The sequence below is a fragment of the Bordetella tumulicola genome (assembly GCF_054779135.1).
On record NZ_BAAGYU010000011.1, the window covers coordinates 247,591 to 264,782 of the forward strand.

The window sequence follows — 17,192 nt, forward strand, 5'->3', positions numbered from 1 at the left end:
ATTGGCGTTGATTAACTGAGGATGAGTGCGACGTGGATCAATCGAGTTGAAGTTTCAAGGCTTCCAGAATGGGCTTCCAGCGCTCGTACTCGTTGCGCAATGCCTCGCTAGTTTGTTGCGGGGTGGTGGCGTAGGGCTCATAGCCCTGCTGATTCAGGATGGAAACGAAATCCGGGTCGCGAACGACGGCGTCAATCTCTTTATGCAAGCGATCGACAACGGCTCGCGGCGTTTTGGCGGGCGTCAGGACGACGAACCCCAATTCCAGGTGGGCCTTGGGCAGGCCTGACTCGACCATGGTGGGAATGTCCGGGGCCAGGGATGTGCGTTCGGAGGTCATGACCGCTAGTGGCGTCAGATCACCCGTTTTGATGTTGCCACGCACCGCGCCTAACGTGAACATGCCTACTTGCACATGGCCGCCGAGCACATCGACTAACGAAGGGCCGCCACCACGATAAATGGCTTCCCCTAGTTGCACCTGCGCCTCGCGGGCGAAAAGCTCAAAAGCGAGATGATGCGGCGTGCCGAGTCCCGGGTTGGCAAAGTTCAATGTGTCGGGTTTTTGGTGAGCCAACGCAATGAATTCCTGCAGGTTCGAGGCCGGCAGTTTCTTATTGCTGGCAAAAACCAGGGGTGACTTGGCGACGTAAGTGATGGGCGACAAATCTCGGTAGAAATCGTAGCCGAGCTTGCGATAAAGCAACGGAGCCAGCGCGATACCATCAGTGTTAATCAGCAGGGTGTAGCCATCGGGGGCTGCGCCGGCGACGTATGCTGTCCCGATATTGCTGCTTGCTCCGCTCTTGTTCTCGATAATGACCGGCTGGCCTAGTCGTTGTCCCAGTTTGTCGGCCAGTGGTCGGGCTAAGCTATCGGCACCGCCTCCGGGCGAGAAAGGGACGACGAGCTTGATCGGCTTGTCCGGATACGCCGCGTTAGCCAAGGGGGATGTGACGGCCGCGCAGAGCGTGAAGACGCTCGCGAGTCCAGCAAGGGCCCATTTCAACTGCCTATTCATGATATGTCTCCGTCGATGTCGTTCTTATGACGGACAGGTTAGGAGGCGTCTCGCGGTCAGTCCAGTTGATTGTTTTGAATGATCATTCAGCTTTTTTTATCGATAAGCGGCATGTTGGCAATGCACATGCGCAACGCGACTATTGTTGTGCAGCGCGCACCGAGGAACTCGCCATGTGGTAAGTTTTCACTGCACTGCCCATAGCGGTTATGCGGTACAAGATTGTCTGTTCAACAAACGAGTCCTGGAGATATCCCAATGAATGGCGCCAAAAGCCTGGTTCAAACGTTACTTGCCTCAGGTATTGATACGTGCTTTGCCAATCCCGGCACGAGCGAGATGCATTTTGTGGCGGCCTTGGATCAAGTGCCGGGCATGAAGTGTGTCCTGGGTCTTCAGGAAAACGTGGTGACCGGCATGGCGGATGGGTATTTCCGTATCGCCCGCAAGCCCGCCTGCACGCTGCTGCACTGCGGCCCGGGCCTGGCCAACGGCATGGCTAACCTGCATAACGCGCGCCGTGCGCGCAGCGGCATCGTCAATATCGTGGGCGATCAGGCGACTTATCACCGCCCCTTTGATGCGCCGCTGACAGCAGACACGACGGGGATGGCGCAAACGGTGTCACAGTGGGTGCGTGCCAGCACGCTGAGCGCGAATCTGGGCCGGGACGCAGCAGAGGCCGTTGCGGCAGCCCAAGTTTATCCGGGTCAGATCGCCACGCTGATTCTGCCCGCCGACGTGTCCTGGAACGAAGGCGGTGTGGTCGGTACGCGGATCAGTGTGCCCGCCACGCCACCCGTGGACGGCAATGCGGTCGAGCATGTGGCTCGGACGCTGCGCGCCAAGGGCGCCGATACCCTGATCCTGCTGGGCGGTCCCGCCACGTTGAGCGAGGCTCAACCCCTGGCATGGCGCGTGGCGCAAGCGACGGGCGCCACGTTGATGGGGGACTTTGTCACGGGCCATGTGGCACGCGGTCGCGGACGTCTGCAGCTCGAGCGCACGCCGTATGTCATGGAGGCGGCCATCCAGGCGCTCGAGCGCTTCAAGCACATTATTCTCGTGAATGCCAAGGGTCCAGTCGGCTTCTTTGGTTACCCAGGGTTGCCGTCGGAGCAATACGCACCGGATGCACAATTGCATGTCTTGTCCCGGCCCGATCAAGACCCTGTTGCGGCGTTGCAAGCACTGGTGTCTGCCCTGAATGCCCCCGAGGTCGAGATTCCTGATCCCGGTCCACGTCCAGAGATCGCGACGGGGACGCCCACGCCTGAAGGCCTGGCCCAGACAGTCGCTGCGTTAATGCCTGAGAATTCCATCGTCTCGGACGAGAGTGTTTCTTTTGGTCGTGGTTTCTATAAGTTTAGCCACGCCGCGCCCGCGAATGATTGGTTGCATCTGGCGGGTGGCGCGATTGGCGACGGGCTGCCCGTCGCGACGGGAGCGGCGATCGGCGGGCAGAAGCAACGGCGCGTGATTAGTTTGCAAGCGGATGGGTCCGCCATGTACTCGCTACAGTCGCTTTGGACGCAAGCCCGCGAGCAGTTGCCGTGCACGACGATCATTCTGAACAACAGCAAATACAACATTCTGATTAATGAGTACAAAAATGTCGGTGCGACGCCGGGTGACACCGCGATGAGCATGCTGGATCTTGGCAATCCGTCGCTCAATTGGGTGAGCCTGGCCAACGGGATGGGCGTAGAGGCGGCCCGTGCCACGACACTCGAGCAGTGCGGTGATCTGATGAAGAGCAGCTTTGGAAAACAGACGCCGTTCTTGATCGAACTGATGGTGTAAGGGGCGGCCCGAGAATCAATTCCGGTGATATACGTCTCGTACGATTTGGCAAGACGTACGAGCATTCCCAACTAGCATCAGGTGGATGGAGACACAGACAATGAAATTGACTCGGCTATATAAATATTTGGGTGCAATCGCCATTGGCGGCGCGGCGATGGCTGCGCATGCGGATACCTATCCTGACAGACCGATTACGTTAATTGTTCCCTACCCGGCAGGAGGGACGACCGACTTGGCGGCGCGGACTATTGCCCAAGCGATGGGACCCTATCTGAAGCAATCGATTGTCGTCGACAATCGTGCGGGCGCGGGCGGAAGCATCGGCATGGGGATGCTCAAGCGCGCGGATCCCGATGGGTACACCATTGCGATGGGGACGATTGGCACGCAGACCATTAACCAGTTCCTCTATCACGACATGCCGTACGATCCGGCTAAAGATTTCGCCTCTCTGGCCATGGTACTGACGACGCCGAATGTGATAGCGGTGCGCCAGGACTCGCCGCTGAAGACGATGCAGGATCTTTTCGGCAAAGCCAAAGCCAGCAAGGACAAGCCCATTTCGTATGGATCGCCTGGCGTCGGGTCGTCGGTGCATTTGACCGGCGCGTATCTCGAACAGGCCGCCGATATCGAGATGCTGCATGTGCCGTTCAAAGGTGTGTCGGGCTCGATGCCTGCGTTGATCGGCGGACAGATCGATGTACTGATGGACAATTTGCCCAGCACGATCAGTCAGCTAAAGGATGGATCTCGCGTCCGCGCGCTGGCTGTGACCTCCGCAGAGCGGTCATCGTCGTTACCCGATGTCCCGACGGTCGTGGAGTCCGGGATCGCGGATTTCGACGTAACGGCCTGGTTTGCGCTGTATGCCCCGGCTGGCACGCCCTATGACGTGCAGGCAAAGTTGATCGACGCCGCGACCCAGGCACTGGCCAGTGCGGACGTGAAGGCGCAACTGGCGGCCTTGGGCGCCACCGCGGGCACGCTCACAGGCAAAGACCTTGCCGCATTCGAGGACAAGGAACGTCAGCGCTGGAGTCAGCTCATTAAAGAGCGAAATATCACCACCAATTAGGACGCCGTCGTCAAAATCGACGACAAACTCATGGTCGAATTGTGTAGCGAAGTCGATCGTGATCGCCACGGCATAGAGTTCGATGTGGATCAGATTCAGGTAATGTGATTGCTTGATTTTCCGCCCTATTAGCGCAAACCGCCCCCCGCTCGACGACCGAGCGGGGGGCGGTTTGTTTAGGGCTTTAGACGTTAGACGCCGACGACCGATACGGCCTTGGTGACCAGATAGGCTTCGAGCGCCTCAGGGCCGCCTTCGGAGCCGTAGCCCGAGTCCTTCACACCGCCGAACGGCAACTCAGCCGAGGGTGTGGCGGGCTGGTTGATCCAGACCATGCCGACTTCCAGGCGACGCGAGAGTTCGTTGACGTTTTTGAACGAACGCGTGTAGGCATAGGCCGACAAGCCGAAAGGCAGGCGGTTGGCCTCGTTGATGGCTTCGTCCAGCGATTCAAAGGTGCGGATCGCGGCGATGGGGCCGAAAGGTTCTTCGTTGAAGATGTCGGCGTCCAGTGGTACGTCGGACAGAATGGTCGGCGAGAAGAAGTTGCCGGCCGTGCCCACGCGTTCCCCGCCGGTCATGACCCGTGCGCCTTTTTCGCGGGCGTTCTTGACGATCTTGTCCATGGCGACCAGGCGGCGGTCATTGGCCAGCGGACCCAGCGTCGTGCCATCGGTCAGGCCATCACCCAACTTGAGGTTTTCGGCGTGCGCCACGAAGGCTTTTTCAAAGTCGGCCTTGACGGACGAGTGCACGAGGTAGCGGGTCGGCGAGATGCAGACCTGGCCGGCGTTGCGGAACTTGGCGGCGCCTGAGGCCTTGACGGCCAATTCGACGTCGGCGTCCTCGGCGACGATCACCGGGGCGTGGCCGCCCAACTCCATCGTGACGCGCTTCATGTGCTGGCCCGCCAGGGCGGCCAGTTGCTTGCCGACCGGGGTGGAGCCCGTGAAGGTCACCTTACGGATGATCGGGTGCGGGATCAGGTAGCTGGAAATCTCGGCCGGCGATCCAAACACCAGACCGATCACGCCCTTGGGGATACCCGCATCAACGAAGCAATTCAGCAAGGCAGCAGGAGAGGCCGGGGTTTCTTCGGGGGCCTTGACCAGGAACGAGCAGCCTGCCGCCAGGGCCGCGCCCAGCTTGCGGACGATCTGGTTGACCGGAAAGTTCCACGGCGTGAAGGCGGCGACGGGGCCGACGGGCTCTTTCAACACCATTTGATGGGCGGCGACGTTACGAGCCGGAATGATGCGGCCATACACGCGCAGGGCTTCGTTGGCGAACCAGTCGATGATTTCGGCGCCGGCTTTGACTTCGACGCGAGCCTCGGTCAGCGGCTTGCCTTGTTCTTGGGTCAGCAGGCGCGCGATGTCGTCAGCACGCTCACGGATAATCAACGACGCCTTGCGCATAATGGCGCAGCGCTCGTGGGCGGACATGTTGCGCCAGGTCTCGAAGCCGCGTTGGGTTGCGGCCAGTGCCGCGTCCAGATCCTCGCGAGATGCACTGGCGACCTGGCCGATCTTGGCGCCGGTCGCGGGATTGACGACGTCAATGCGATTGTTGCCTTTGGCTTCGCGCCATTCGTTGTCAATCAACAGGAGAGTGTCGGGATAACTGCTCATGAATGCTCCAAAGGGGATGTTGCGATCGACTCGACCGGGTTTTGATGCCAAGAGTCGGAGGAAAACGGTAGCCGCCCGGCGATCAGGGCGATATATCCAGGAGTTAACACCTGCTGGCGCTATCTGTCAAAACGGGGTAATCGGAAATTGTATAGGGATAACGGGGACAAAGTGGCGGCATTGCGGATGAAATCGGAGGGGCGGCGCAATATACTGGGTTTCGGTCTTGGTTGACGGAGAAATAAAGTGTCAAGGAAATGGTTGAGCGTCTGTGTGGTCATGCTGGCGGGATGCGCAAGCCAGAATGAGCCCTCTGTCGGCATGGCGAATCCGGCATCGGTGTATTGCGGGAAGGTCGGCGGACAGCTTGAAATCCAGCAGACCCCCTCGGGCGAGATTGGCATTTGCGTATTACCCAGCGGCGAGCGTATCGAAGAGTGGACGTTGTTTCGCCGAGATCATCCCGAGGCAAAGATCTGAGTTTTCTTATGACGGAACGGTGAAGCGTGAGTGCGTGCGCGGGTTGATATATACTCCCTCCTAGTATATTTTGATGCCTGTTTTGACCTATGCCTCATTCCCCTGATGAAAAAAAGCGGGCCCTCGCGAGGGTGCGTCGCGTACGTGGTCAGTGCGATGCGCTGGAACGTGCGCTTGAGGCCGGCGCAGATTGCGGCCCCGTGCTGCAGCAAATCGCAGCCATTCGCGGCGCGATCAATGGGCTGATGTCCGAGGTCCTGGAATCACATATCCGCGAGGGTTTTAGCGATCCCTCGGCGCCTGGCGATAAGTATGATCAACGCGTGCAAGAGCTTCTGACCTTGGTGCGCACTTACTTGAAATAATCAATATTGCCAGCCTGGCTGTGCAGTTTGCTTTCCCTTTACGGAGCCATATCCATGAAATCCCGTGCCGCCGTTGCCTTTGCCGCAGGCCAACCCTTGCAGATCGTCGAGCTTGATGTCGAGCCCCCCCGTAAAGGAGAAGTGCTCATCAAAATTACGCATACCGGGGTTTGCCATACTGATGCCTTCACGCTCTCGGGCGAGGATCCGGAAGGCTTGTTTCCGGTCGTCCTGGGCCATGAGGGGGCGGGCGTGGTCGTCGAGGTCGGAGAAGGTGTCACCAGCGTCAAGGCCGGCGATCATGTGATTCCGCTCTACACCGCCGAATGTGGCGAGTGCTTGTTCTGCAAGTCGGGCAAGACCAATTTGTGCGTGGCCGTGCGGGCGACGCAAGGCAAGGGCGTAATGCCCGACGGCACGACGCGTTTCTCGTACAACGGTCAGCCGGTCTATCACTACATGGGTTGTTCGACGTTCAGCGAGTACACGGTGGTCGCCGAGGTGTCGCTGGCCAAGATTAATCCTGATGCGAATCCCGAGCACGTCTGTCTGCTGGGCTGCGGTGTGACGACCGGCATCGGTGCCGTGCACAATACGGCCAAAGTCCAGGAAGGCGATTCCGTCGCCGTGTTTGGTCTGGGCGGGATCGGGCTGGCCGTGCTTCAGGGCGCACGCCAGGCCAAGGCAGGCCGCATCATCGCCGTTGACACCAATCCCGACAAATTCGGCCTAGCCAAAGTCTTTGGTGCTACCGATTGCCTGAATCCCAAGGATTTCGACAAGCCCATCCAGGAAGTCATTGTGGAGATGACTGGCTGGGGGGTCGATCATTCGTTCGAATGCATCGGCAACGTCAACGTCATGCGTGCTGCGCTCGAGTGCGCACACCGTGGTTGGGGGCAGTCGGTCGTGATCGGCGTAGCGGGCGCGGGCCAGGAAATCTCGACTCGTCCATTCCAGTTGGTGACGGGGCGTCGTTGGCTGGGCACAGCGTTTGGCGGGGTCAAGGGCCGTTCGCAATTGCCGGGCATGGTCGAAGACGCGATGTCGGGCAAGATCGAGCTCGCCCCCTTTGTGACACACACCATGGATCTGGACGAGATCAACAATGCTTTTGATCTGATGCACGAGGGCAAATCAATCCGTAGCGTTGTGCACTATTAAAATTAAAAAAGGCGCGACCCTTGTTCGGGGTCGCGCCTTCTACGTTATCGATGTCGATATAACGATGTCTGAGGCAGATTAACGACGTCCGCCAAAGCGACCGCCACCAAAGCCGCCTCCACCAAAGCGACCGCCGCCGCCAAAACGGTCTCCGCCGCCAAAGCGATCACCGCCCATGCCTCCGGACCAGCTCATGTCGCTGCGATTGTCGCTCCAGTCACGCGCCTGACGTTGCCCATCCAGGTAGTTGCCCGTGGCATTGCTCGACGAGAAATCGCTGCGTTGCATGGGCTGCCAGCCTGACGAGGTATGTTGTTGCCAGCCGCCGTCGGCAGTGTGCTGGTAAACATTACCGTTATGGTCACCGTAGAGGTTGCCGTTGTTCCATGCGACGGTGTTGCCGGTATGGCTGTCATGCTCTACCCCGCGACGATCGACGCTGTTGGCACCGTCACCGGCTTGGCCGGTGGCCGTCGTACCCGATACGACGGTGCGTCCGGTATCGCTGTTGGTGCGGGCGCTCTGGCGCCCCGCACGCCATTGGCCATCGTCGTTTTCGACGACACCCGAACGGCTGGCGCCTGATACGCCCGTCGCGGTATTCTTGTAGGCATCGCGCTGCCCGGCGGCATAGTTGCCGGAGTAAGCGTTGTAGTCGGCGCCGCGCGAGCCCTCGAATCGGCTACCCGTGGCAGAGTTGTAGACGTCCGCGTGGCCGGTGCGCCATTCGTTGCCGGTCCAGTCGTTGTAGCCGACGCTACGGGTCACGGCGCCTTGGCCCCATGTGCCATAGACGTTGGTCCGATTGATATCCACGCCGCGCGAATAAGCGAACCCGTCGTACGGCCCCCAATAGGGTTCGGGCCCCCACATGTCTGCCGCGGCAAAGCCGAATGCGAAGCCCGCCGCGGTATCCAGCGCGGCGTTATACCCATAGGTAGGCGGATAGCTGACCCACGTGTTGTCGACGACAGTGGGGGGATAGGCGTAGCCAGTGCCGTACACCACCGTGCCGTCCGGGTTGACCACCATACCCAGGTAGCCCGGCGTATAGCCCACCACCACGGCATCGGGTGTGGAGCCATAGATATGGACGTAGGTGACGTAGTGCAGCGGCGACTCGGGGGGAATGGTGTAAATGGACGAGGGAACCGAATCGGCCACGCGCCACGGTCCCTGGGGTGAGCTGGCGGTGAACCAGACCGCCTTCGACATGGCGTAGTACTCGTTGCTGGTGACCTGGATCACGGGCACCGAGGTATTGGTCGCATAGTGCAATGAGGTGCCGGCGATACGATCAAACTTGGGCGACCCGCCGATGTAGTTGACGTGCAGTGTCGCCTTGGTGCGGGATACGGTTGCCGTTTGCGGAATCGTCGAGGCGATGAGTGCCTCTTTGGCTTGTGGTGTTCCAGGTACCGAGGCCAGTACGCCCGCTTGGGGATCGTGGATATCGATGCGGGCAAAAGCCGGATTCAGCTTGTTGCCGGGCACGTAGCTCCAGGTACCGTCCAGTTTCGACGCGCTGAACCAGCGCCCGGATACAAGTAGGTAGTAGTGGTTGTCCGACGGCAGCATGAATAGCGCATGGTCGGCATTATTGACGGACAGCAGGCTGGTGCCTTGCACGGGCCGCATCTGCGCCGGGCCCTGCAGCAGGACGAGTTCGGCGGGATCAGAGGATACGATCATGGCTGGCGGCTGGGGCGGTCGTGCTGCGCCTTTGGCGAGCAACGGATCGACGGGCGCCTGTCGGGCTGCCGCGGCGGCCACGGTGAGCAGGGCTTGCGAGGGGGATTCGCTTTGCCATCCCTCGAGCAGCGAGCGAGACGTGTACCAATAACCCGCGGCATTCGAGTGGTATTCCCCGTTGGGGCCACGGACAATCAGGGCGCGACTGTTGATGACGCGCTGCCAGCCTTCGACTTGCGGTACCGGTTTGAAGATGGCTTTCCCGTCGATCAGCACCAAGACGGTCGGCGTCGTGCGAACGAAAATTTGCGGGGGCGTGTTTTTGACCTGGACGGTCTTCAAGTCCGCCAATTGCCGCGAAGCGGTGTAGCTGAGTTGCAGTTCGCTCAGGCGCACGGTCATTTCGACGGGGAGACGCGAGCTGAATTGTTCCCGTACGGTTTGTGCCGTGTCGGGCGCCGTGGGAATCTGGACGCGTGAAATCTGAAAATGCGTCAGATGGACTTCGTCGTTGGCCTTGTTTATTACCTCGGCGTCGGCGCTGAAATCCGCCACCCCGTAGGTCGGATTGCCGTTGGTGGGGCCCGTGGCAATGGCTGCGCGACCCGTGATACGGGTACCTGTCCAGCTATCAATCTGCGGCTGGTAGATTTCGTAGCGAGTGCCATGAAAATCCAGCTTGCGAGGCCATTGGGGCGCGATGCTCTGGGAGCGTGGCGCGGTGGCCTGCGGCGGCGCGGGTTGGGCAGAGACGCTGACGCCGCTGGTGGCTACCGTTGCCGCGAATAAGGCGGCGATGATGGTTGCGGGTTTCAAGTTATTGCTTTTGTCGAACATCACGCTTTCCTCGGGGTTGGTCTTCGGCCTACTCGGAAACAGCTTTCAGAAAGGAATCCATCTGAGCATTTTGCCCGTACAAAGTTCATTTTCTTGTTACAAAACAAGGGGCGTCTGTTTCCCCCCGGGGATGCTATCCCGCGTGGCGCATCATATCCGCTAATTCGTGGGCGCCGCGTGCGTCCAAGCCATCCGCCGCGCCCAGGCGATCGCGGGCGGGCTTGTTTTGACCCAGCTTGCGCTTGCCAACGAGCGAGGTGATCTCGATTTCGATGCCGACGATGTTTTGCAACATGCTGTCGATGTACTCGGGCGTGGAGTCGCCCATTTTCCAGGGCTTGGGTTCTGTGGCCTCGTGCCGTTTGGTCAATTGCGCGACGACCCGGCGCACGAATCGTTCGTCGTCCAGGATGGTGAGCACCCCATGGGCATGGACCACCTCGTAATTCCAGGTGGGGACTTCGCGGTGGGTCTCGTGCTTGTTGGGATACCAGTTGGGCGAGATGTAGCTCTGGGCGCCACGAAAGACGACCATGACGGCAGAGCCGTCCGGACAGCTTTGCCATACGGGGTTGGCCCGGGCGACGTGGGCCCAGAGTCGTCCGTGCGGTCCGACCGCGGGATCCAGTTCGAAGGGGATGTGATTCGCGTCCAGTCCGTCGGCGCCCTGGGTCACGAAGACGCCCAGCGGATGCTGGCGAATAATGCGGTGGAGTTCTTCCGGCCGGTCTTCGGCAAAATGCGAGGGAATATACATGGTGGCTCGATGCGGCGGCGCGCACAAGATAAGGGACCCCATAATGTTGCTTAAAACGGGCCTAATAACAAGTGCAACAAGTGCCGGAAACAGCATCTGGGACAAGCCGGGTGGCGTTGGGCGGTCATACTGTTATGCGAGAATGTTTGCACCTTTCACCGTCAAGCTTATGGCCACTACCAAAAAGCCTCCTGTCGCCGAGCCCACCGTATCCCACGCGGCACCGTCTGCCATGCTGGCGCGTATCGAAAGCCTGCTTCCCACCATGGGGCCGGCGAGTCATCGCATCGGCGAATTCGTCAGCCGTTATCCCGACCAGGTGGTGCACATGTCGGTCAGCGAGGTGGCCGAGAAAACCGAATCCAGCGAGGGCAGTGTCATCGGTTTTTGCAAGCTGGTGGGAGCGTCGGGGTTTCAGCAACTGAAGATTTCGTTGGCCCAGGAAATCGTGAGGCCGGTGCAGTACATCCACGAAGACCTCGCCCCAGAAGACAGCGCCGGTACCGTGGTGTCCAAGATTTTCCAGAGCAATATCCAGGCGCTGCAGGAAACCGCTTCGGTACTGGATACCCAGGCGCTGGAGCAGGCCGTGCGAGTGCTTGCGCAGGCCCGTCGCATTGAAATCTACGGCATAGGCAGCTCGGCCACCATTGCCGAAGACGCGCATTACCGGATGCTGCGCATTGGCCTGAACGCGACCGCGGTCACGGATTCGCACGTGCAGGCCATCAGCGCCTCGCTGACCGGCCCCGATGTGGCCGTGCTGACCATCTCGCATTCTGGCAGTACGCATGAAACCGTGCTGGCCACGCGCCTGGCCAAAGAAGCCGGTGCGCGTACCATCTGCATCACCAATTTTGGCAAATCGCCTATTCAGTCGTTTGCTGACGTGGTGTTGCACACCATCGCGCGCGAGACACGCTTTCGTACCGAGGCGATGACCAGTCGTCTGGCTCAGTTGGCCATTATTGACGCATTGATTGCGTGTCTGGCATTGACCAACTACGACAAGTCGGTCGCTACCCTGAAAAGCACATTCAATGTGCTGTCGCTCAAGCGCTACTAAGTCCGAAGACCAGGTCCGAAGCCCAAGCCCGAACGCTGAGCCCGGAAGTCCGAGCCTCAGCGTGTTGCGGCCCGCCTCTGCGCGACGCAACACGATTAACGTTCGTTGTCCCGGGCCGGGACGCCGGGTACAGACGACGGGATCCGAGCGTCAGTCGGCAGGGTGGTCGTTGGCGTTCGGGCGTGTGATTACTTCTCGTAGCTGCGCCCGAGTTCCAGCAGTTCCGGCGTGCCGATCAGGCCGTTCAGCGCGTTGAAGTCATTCATCTCGCCCCACAGGGGCTGGGTTGTCCCGTGGTTTTTCAGGCTGGCAAAGTAGCGCTGCAGTTGATGGGACACAAAGCGTGCCGTGCCACCCGGATAGATCACGATGCGATAGCCGCGGGCCGAGAGTTCTTCGACGCTACCTACGGGGGTCTTGCCACCCTCGACCATATTGGCCAGCAGCGGGATGCGTGTAGCGTACTTGCCGCAAACCCGATCCATGTCGTCGCCCGACACGACAGCTTCGATGAAGAGGGCGTCGACGCCGCAGGCCAGATAGGCGTCGGCGCGCGCCAGGGCCGCGTCCAGGCCTTCGACGGCAACGGCATCGGTACGGGCCAGAATAAGCGTGTCGGTCGAGTGCCGCGCATCAAGGGCCGCGCGCAGTTTGCCGCACATTTCCTGCGTCGAGACCAGTGTCTTGTTGTCCAGGTGACCGCAACGCTTCGGAAAGGTCTGGTCTTCCAACTGAATCATCGCCGCACCGGCGCGCTCGAACGTGCGCACAGTGCGCTGGGTATTCAGGGCGTTGCCGTAGCCGGTGTCGCCATCGACGATGACGGGCACTTGTACGCGATCGGTGATCCGCGCCAGAACGTCGGCGGTTTCGGTGGCGGTGGTCAGGCCAACATCGGAACGCCCCAGTTGGGTATAGGCGACGGCGCCGCCCGATAAATACAGGGCATCAAAGCCGGCTTGTTCGGCGATCAGGGCTGTCAGGGCGTCATAGACGCCGGGCGCGAGGACGGCGGGACCATTTGCGAGACGCTCACGCAGGTTGACGCGGCTCATACGGGGCTCCCGGCGGTCTCGCTGGGCGAGACAGAGGCGATATAGGCTTGCATGTCTTCCTTGGTGACGGTGGGCTTCCACGTAGTAAAGGGCATGTTCAGTGCGGCGGCCTGGCGTTTTTCGTATGCCAGGAACTCTTCGGTAATGGAGCTGCCGCGCACCCCCCCGCGTACGGAACCCGCGCGGGTATCGCCGTAGTACTCAAGCCAGTCGTCGGGCAGCGGTTGTGATCCGGGGATTGCCAACCACAGTCGTAGCAGATGGCGTTTGAGATCCGGTTCTTCGTAATCTTCAAAGGGCGTGCGCGAGTGCAGCGTGACATAGTTGTTCAGCAATTGCAGGTCGCCGCGTTCCAGTTCCATCGAATAGCAGAATTGGTCAGTGGGCATCAACGTATCCAGCAAGTCCAGGGCTTCGGTCTGTGCCGCGGTCAGGCGGGGGACTTCGGGAAAGTCGTTTTGCGCGGCCACGGTGTTCTTGCGGTTAGAGCGCGCCGAAAAATATTCCGGATGCGAACCGAGGATAGACAAGCGATAGTACGGCGGCTGGCTCGGGTCTTGCGTGCCTTGGTAGCTGTGAAAATAGCGGGTTTTCAAGGCTTCGATCAGATCGGGGCGGATTTTCTGGATGGCATCGCGCAGCGCGATCGAGCTGACGACTTTGCTGGTGCCGCCCGATTTGGCCGTACGACGGCAGAGCAGGGCGACTACGTCGCAGGAGTCTTGGTGAAAATCCAGACCGGCGTTGGTGTTATAGCCGCGTCCGCCTTTGACTTTGTACGAACCACCCGCATCGCGGACGTCGTTGATGTACTGGCTAGCTCGGTTCTGAGTGCGACCGACGCCCATGTACAGGGACATGCCCCAGTAGGCCATGCGAGTCTCGTCTTCGCTCCAGTCATCGACGGGAAAGCCTTTCAGCAGGCACATACCCCAGCGCTGCTGGGTGGCGTCGATGGCTTGTTGTAACGCATCTTGCGAAGCAGCCGGCAGCGGAAAGTCCGCTTGTTCCATGGCCAATAGCGGCTTGTCCAGGCGCTTGGCATGGGCCACGGCGGCTTGAACGCCATCGACCTGCTCGTTCGTCAGGCGCAAGATCCAGGAATCGTCCTGTTTGACTTGGTCTGGTGTCCAGGCGAATGGGCGTTTGGAGGGATCGACTACCGACATATTTATCTCCGTAATGAAGGGTCTGAACATCAATAGCTGCAGTGTAATGACATCACTTCATTTAGAATAACGATGTTATTTGACGAGTTTCATAAGGAATTTTGATGAAAATCGAAACCTTTGCCACCCTGGAGGCCATCTTGCAGGCGGGTACCTTCGTTGGGGGCGCGCGTTTGATGAATATCACGCCCAGCGCGGTGAGCATGCAGATGAAGCAGCTTGAGGGCTATCTGGGCAAGCCTCTCTTTGACCGGTCGGGGTTGCAGGTGCGGCCCACCCAACTGGCGCACGAGGTGGCGGACACCCTGAGAGAGGCCCTGAAAGGGCTGGATGCACTACGTTCCGGCACGGTGCTGGAGATTGAGGGCGTGGTACGGGTGGGGATCATCGAGTCGATGCAGCCCCTCGTGTTGCCTGGCCTGCTGCGTTTTATTCGCACCCGCCATCCTAAACTGGATGTCATCCCCATCCGGGGACGAAGCAGCAGCCTGACGACTGCGCTGAAGGCCGGCGAGATCGACGCCGCACTGGTCGCCCAGCCCGTCGGCGCGCAGGCCGGTCGCCTATCATGGACGCCGATGTTGCGCCGGGAGTTGGTGCTGGTTGCCCCACCCGACACCGCCGATACGCCGATTCCTACGCTGTTTCGTCAATTGGAATGGATACGTTATGACCGTAAAGCGGTCTCGGGCAGCATGGCCGCACAGTACGTCAACAGCCAGATTGGCGACGTACGCAGCACACTGGAGTTCGATAACGCGGCGGCCATTGTGGCCATGGTGAGTTCGGGCTTGGGTATCTCGGTGATCCAGCGGCCAGATCCCGCCACGTTGCATGGTTATCCCGTGCGCATCTTTCGCTTGGGCAAGTCCGCGCCGATATTGCAGTTGTCGATGGTCAATCGCAAGTCGGACGACGATAGCCGGCCGTTGGGTGTCGTGCGCGAGGCAATGGCGCAGGCCTGTGCGGACTATCACAAGTTATCGAAGCAATGAGGGCCACTTTTTTTGGGGGGGCGCTTGCATCGCGTTGTAGGGAAGTCAGGCCGACATCAACAAAAATCCTTAGTAAAGAGTTCAAATAACTTCGTTATTCCTAATGTACCGTCTATGACTAGACTACTTCCCCACACGAAATAGCAGCATGGACGGAGACGCGGCAATGCACAGAAGAACATTCATGGGAGTTTTGGGCGCAGGGGCGCTGGCGGCCTCGGGCGTCGCCCACGCGCAGACGCCCACGACGCGTATTGTTGTCGGTGCAACACCCGGCGGCGGCACCGATACGGTCGCACGCGTGCTGGCGGCCGAGCTGGGCCGCGTGATGGGCGAAACCTTTGTAGTCGAGAATCGCCCGGGGGCGGGAGGCAATATCGCCGCCCAAGAGGTGGCGCGCGCGACGCCTGACGGCCGTACCCTGTTGATGTGCTACACCAGCCACGCCATTAACGCCACGTTGTATCCCAAACTGCCTTTTGACCCGATCAAGAGCTTCACACCGGTTGTTCACGTCGCTAATGCGCCGTCGATATTGTTGGCGCACCCCTCTGTGAAGGCCAACAATATGGCCGAGCTGATTGCCTTGGCCAAAGCCGAGCCCGGCCAATTGAGCATGGGCTTACCGGGTATCGGGTCTGCCGGCCACCTCGGCGCCGAAGTGATCATGCTGGAGACGGGCATTGATGTGCTGCTCGTGCCCTACAAGGGGACAGCGCCTGCGATGACGGATGTGTTGGGCGGGCAAGTCAGCATGATGTTTGCAGGCGCGGCATTGGCAAAAGGACAGTTGAAATCCAAGGCGCTCAAGCCATTGGGTATCAGCAGCGCACAGCGCATGAGCGTATATCCCGATATTGCACCGATTGCCGATACGATTCCCGGCTACGACTTCAGCGCCTGGTACGGTCTTCTAGGACCGGCAGGGATGGATGCCGGACGGACGAAAAAATTGTCCGAGGCCACGACGCAAGTCCTGAATGACGCCAAGATCAAAGGGCAGTTGCTCGAAGAAGGCTTGCTTGTCGAGGGGGGAGCTCCCGCCGAATTTCAACGCTTTTTGCAGACTGAAATCGAGCGTTGGGGCACGGTCGTAAAAGCCTCGGGTGCGCAAGCGGGTTAATCGCTACCCATTGACCGTCGACGGGCTATAGCGTGGCTAGCCAGTCGCGAATCGTCGCCACGACCGTATCGGGTATCTCTCGGTGCGGGACATGGCCGCACCCCTCGAGAATTACGGATCTGGCTCCTGCCAGGGCATGAATGCGGCGGGGATGGTCCAGCGATCCATATTCATCGTTATCGCCATGCAGCGCCAATGCCGGACAACGGACCTCGCGGAGATAGGCCTCCAGTGTCCAGTCTGCGAAGCGCGGAGATAGCCATGTCTCGGTCCAGGCGTTCAGGACCCAGGCTGCCTTGTCTCCGTGGTAGCGCTTCAGGCGATCCAGTTGTCCGGGTTGCGCAAAGGCGGCCTTGGCTTGCCGAATGCCCTCGAGCGTGTGCTCTTCGGCATAGACCTGGGCGGACTCGGTAATAAGGGCTTGGCAGGCGTCTTGATAGACGGCCGCGCTGGCAATGCTCATCCCGCCGCCGACACTGTGGCCAAACGCAATGAATTGCTCCAGATCGAGCGCCGAGCGCAACACCCGAAAATCCCCGTGGATCTCTTGACCGACAAGGTCGCAGTCCAGGGTACCCGGATGCGGGTCCGAGCGGCCGAAGCCCAGGCGGTCATAGGCAATGACGGGATGGCCTGTGGCGACAGCCAGTTGCTGGGGAAAATCCCGCCATAACTCTACGCACCCAAGCGAATCGTGCTGCATGACGATCGTGGGAAGGCGAGGGACCGACGCCTCCAGCGTCCAGCGCCTGGCGAAGAGTTGGCCACGATCGGTTTTGACGAAAATATCCTCGGTCGCTACGGTCTGCATGCTTGTTTCTCACTTTAGGGCGCAATCCTCCATGAATGATAAACAGGATTGGATATTTGAGTGCGCACCGGTATCCGCTTTTTCTGACAACCCTGTCAGTCAGCCGTCAGGGGATCGACTGCCATTGTCTTGTAGACTCGCT

General features: G+C 59.9%; 15 protein-coding genes. 8 read left to right on the forward strand and 7 right to left on the reverse strand.

All coding sequences use genetic code 11. The features are described 5' to 3' along the window. Positions 1–37: 37 nt before the first annotated feature. The gene (locus ACYVDM_RS23350) at positions 38–1,021 is read right to left on the reverse strand and encodes a Bug family tripartite tricarboxylate transporter substrate binding protein (protein ID WP_415790125.1); all 984 of its coding nucleotides are present in this window, start codon (positions 1,019–1,021) and stop codon (positions 38–40) included. Positions 1,022–1,279: 258 nt separating this feature from the next. Here ACYVDM_RS23350 and ACYVDM_RS23355 point away from each other — a divergent pair, with 258 nt between their 5' ends. Together ACYVDM_RS23355 and ACYVDM_RS23360 are read left to right on the forward strand one after the other, a co-directional pair. After that, positions 1,280–2,824, forward strand: coding sequence for an acetolactate synthase large subunit (locus ACYVDM_RS23355; protein WP_415790127.1), 1,545 nt, complete (start codon positions 1,280–1,282; stop codon positions 2,822–2,824). 100 nt (positions 2,825–2,924) lie between these two features. Beyond that, complete coding sequence (locus tag ACYVDM_RS23360) at positions 2,925–3,905, forward strand: Bug family tripartite tricarboxylate transporter substrate binding protein (RefSeq protein ID WP_415790129.1); 981 nt, start codon at positions 2,925–2,927, stop codon at positions 3,903–3,905. Positions 3,906–4,096: 191 nt separating this feature from the next. Here the strand turns inward: ACYVDM_RS23360 and ACYVDM_RS23365 are convergent, their stop codons facing one another. After that, positions 4,097–5,536, reverse strand: a complete 1,440-nt coding sequence (locus ACYVDM_RS23365) for an NAD-dependent succinate-semialdehyde dehydrogenase (protein WP_415790131.1) — start codon at positions 5,534–5,536, stop codon at positions 4,097–4,099. 246 nt (positions 5,537–5,782) lie between these two features. Here ACYVDM_RS23365 and ACYVDM_RS23370 point away from each other — a divergent pair, with 246 nt between their 5' ends. The 3 genes from ACYVDM_RS23370 to ACYVDM_RS23380 all read left to right on the forward strand — a co-directional run bounded on the left by ACYVDM_RS23370 (position 5,783) and on the right by ACYVDM_RS23380 (position 7,545). After that, positions 5,783–6,016: a putative hemolysin gene (locus tag ACYVDM_RS23370; protein WP_415790133.1), complete on the forward strand. Its 234-nt coding sequence runs from the start codon at positions 5,783–5,785 to the stop codon at positions 6,014–6,016. A gap of 89 nt (positions 6,017–6,105) precedes the next feature. Next, on the forward strand, positions 6,106–6,381 hold the full coding sequence (frmR, locus tag ACYVDM_RS23375) for a formaldehyde-responsive transcriptional repressor FrmR (protein ID WP_415790136.1): 276 nt from the start codon (positions 6,106–6,108) through the stop codon (positions 6,379–6,381). 54 nt (positions 6,382–6,435) lie between these two features. After that, positions 6,436–7,545, forward strand: coding sequence for an S-(hydroxymethyl)glutathione dehydrogenase/class III alcohol dehydrogenase (locus ACYVDM_RS23380; RefSeq protein WP_415790137.1), 1,110 nt, complete (start codon positions 6,436–6,438; stop codon positions 7,543–7,545). 78 nt (positions 7,546–7,623) lie between these two features. Here ACYVDM_RS23380 and ACYVDM_RS23385 read toward each other — a convergent pair whose 3' ends face one another. Next, a complete protein-coding gene (locus ACYVDM_RS23385) occupies positions 7,624–10,074 on the reverse strand; it encodes a carbohydrate-binding family V/XII (RefSeq protein WP_415790139.1) in 2,451 nt (816 codons plus the stop codon). A gap of 133 nt (positions 10,075–10,207) precedes the next feature. Next, a complete protein-coding gene (locus ACYVDM_RS23390; RefSeq protein WP_415790141.1) occupies positions 10,208–10,831 on the reverse strand; it encodes an FMN-binding negative transcriptional regulator in 624 nt (207 codons plus the stop codon). Positions 10,832–11,000: 169 nt separating this feature from the next. Between ACYVDM_RS23390 and ACYVDM_RS23395 the strand changes: the two genes are divergently transcribed. Beyond that, positions 11,001–11,897, forward strand: coding sequence for a MurR/RpiR family transcriptional regulator (locus tag ACYVDM_RS23395; protein ID WP_415790143.1), 897 nt, complete (start codon positions 11,001–11,003; stop codon positions 11,895–11,897). A 188-nt stretch (positions 11,898–12,085) separates the two neighbouring features. Here ACYVDM_RS23395 and ACYVDM_RS23400 read toward each other — a convergent pair whose 3' ends face one another. Further along, positions 12,086–12,952, reverse strand: coding sequence for an isocitrate lyase/PEP mutase family protein (locus ACYVDM_RS23400; RefSeq protein WP_415790145.1), 867 nt, complete (start codon positions 12,950–12,952; stop codon positions 12,086–12,088). Continuing rightward, positions 12,949–14,121, reverse strand: a complete 1,173-nt coding sequence (locus ACYVDM_RS23405) for a TauD/TfdA family dioxygenase (protein WP_415790147.1) — start codon at positions 14,119–14,121, stop codon at positions 12,949–12,951. Before ACYVDM_RS23405 ends, ACYVDM_RS23400 begins: the two co-directional genes overlap by 4 nt. A 104-nt stretch (positions 14,122–14,225) precedes the next feature. On the opposite strand from ACYVDM_RS23405, the gene ACYVDM_RS23410 reads away from it, so the two are divergent. Beyond that, positions 14,226–15,116 (forward strand): LysR family transcriptional regulator, encoded by an 891-nt coding sequence (locus ACYVDM_RS23410; RefSeq protein WP_415790149.1) that lies wholly within the window; start codon positions 14,226–14,228, stop codon positions 15,114–15,116. A 166-nt stretch (positions 15,117–15,282) separates the two neighbouring features. Then, positions 15,283–16,239, forward strand: coding sequence for a Bug family tripartite tricarboxylate transporter substrate binding protein (locus ACYVDM_RS23415; protein WP_415790151.1), 957 nt, complete (start codon positions 15,283–15,285; stop codon positions 16,237–16,239). 25 nt (positions 16,240–16,264) lie between these two features. Here ACYVDM_RS23415 and ACYVDM_RS23420 read toward each other — a convergent pair whose 3' ends face one another. Continuing rightward, positions 16,265–17,050 (reverse strand): alpha/beta fold hydrolase, encoded by a 786-nt coding sequence (locus ACYVDM_RS23420; RefSeq protein WP_415790153.1) that lies wholly within the window; start codon positions 17,048–17,050, stop codon positions 16,265–16,267. Positions 17,051–17,192 lie beyond the last annotated feature (142 nt).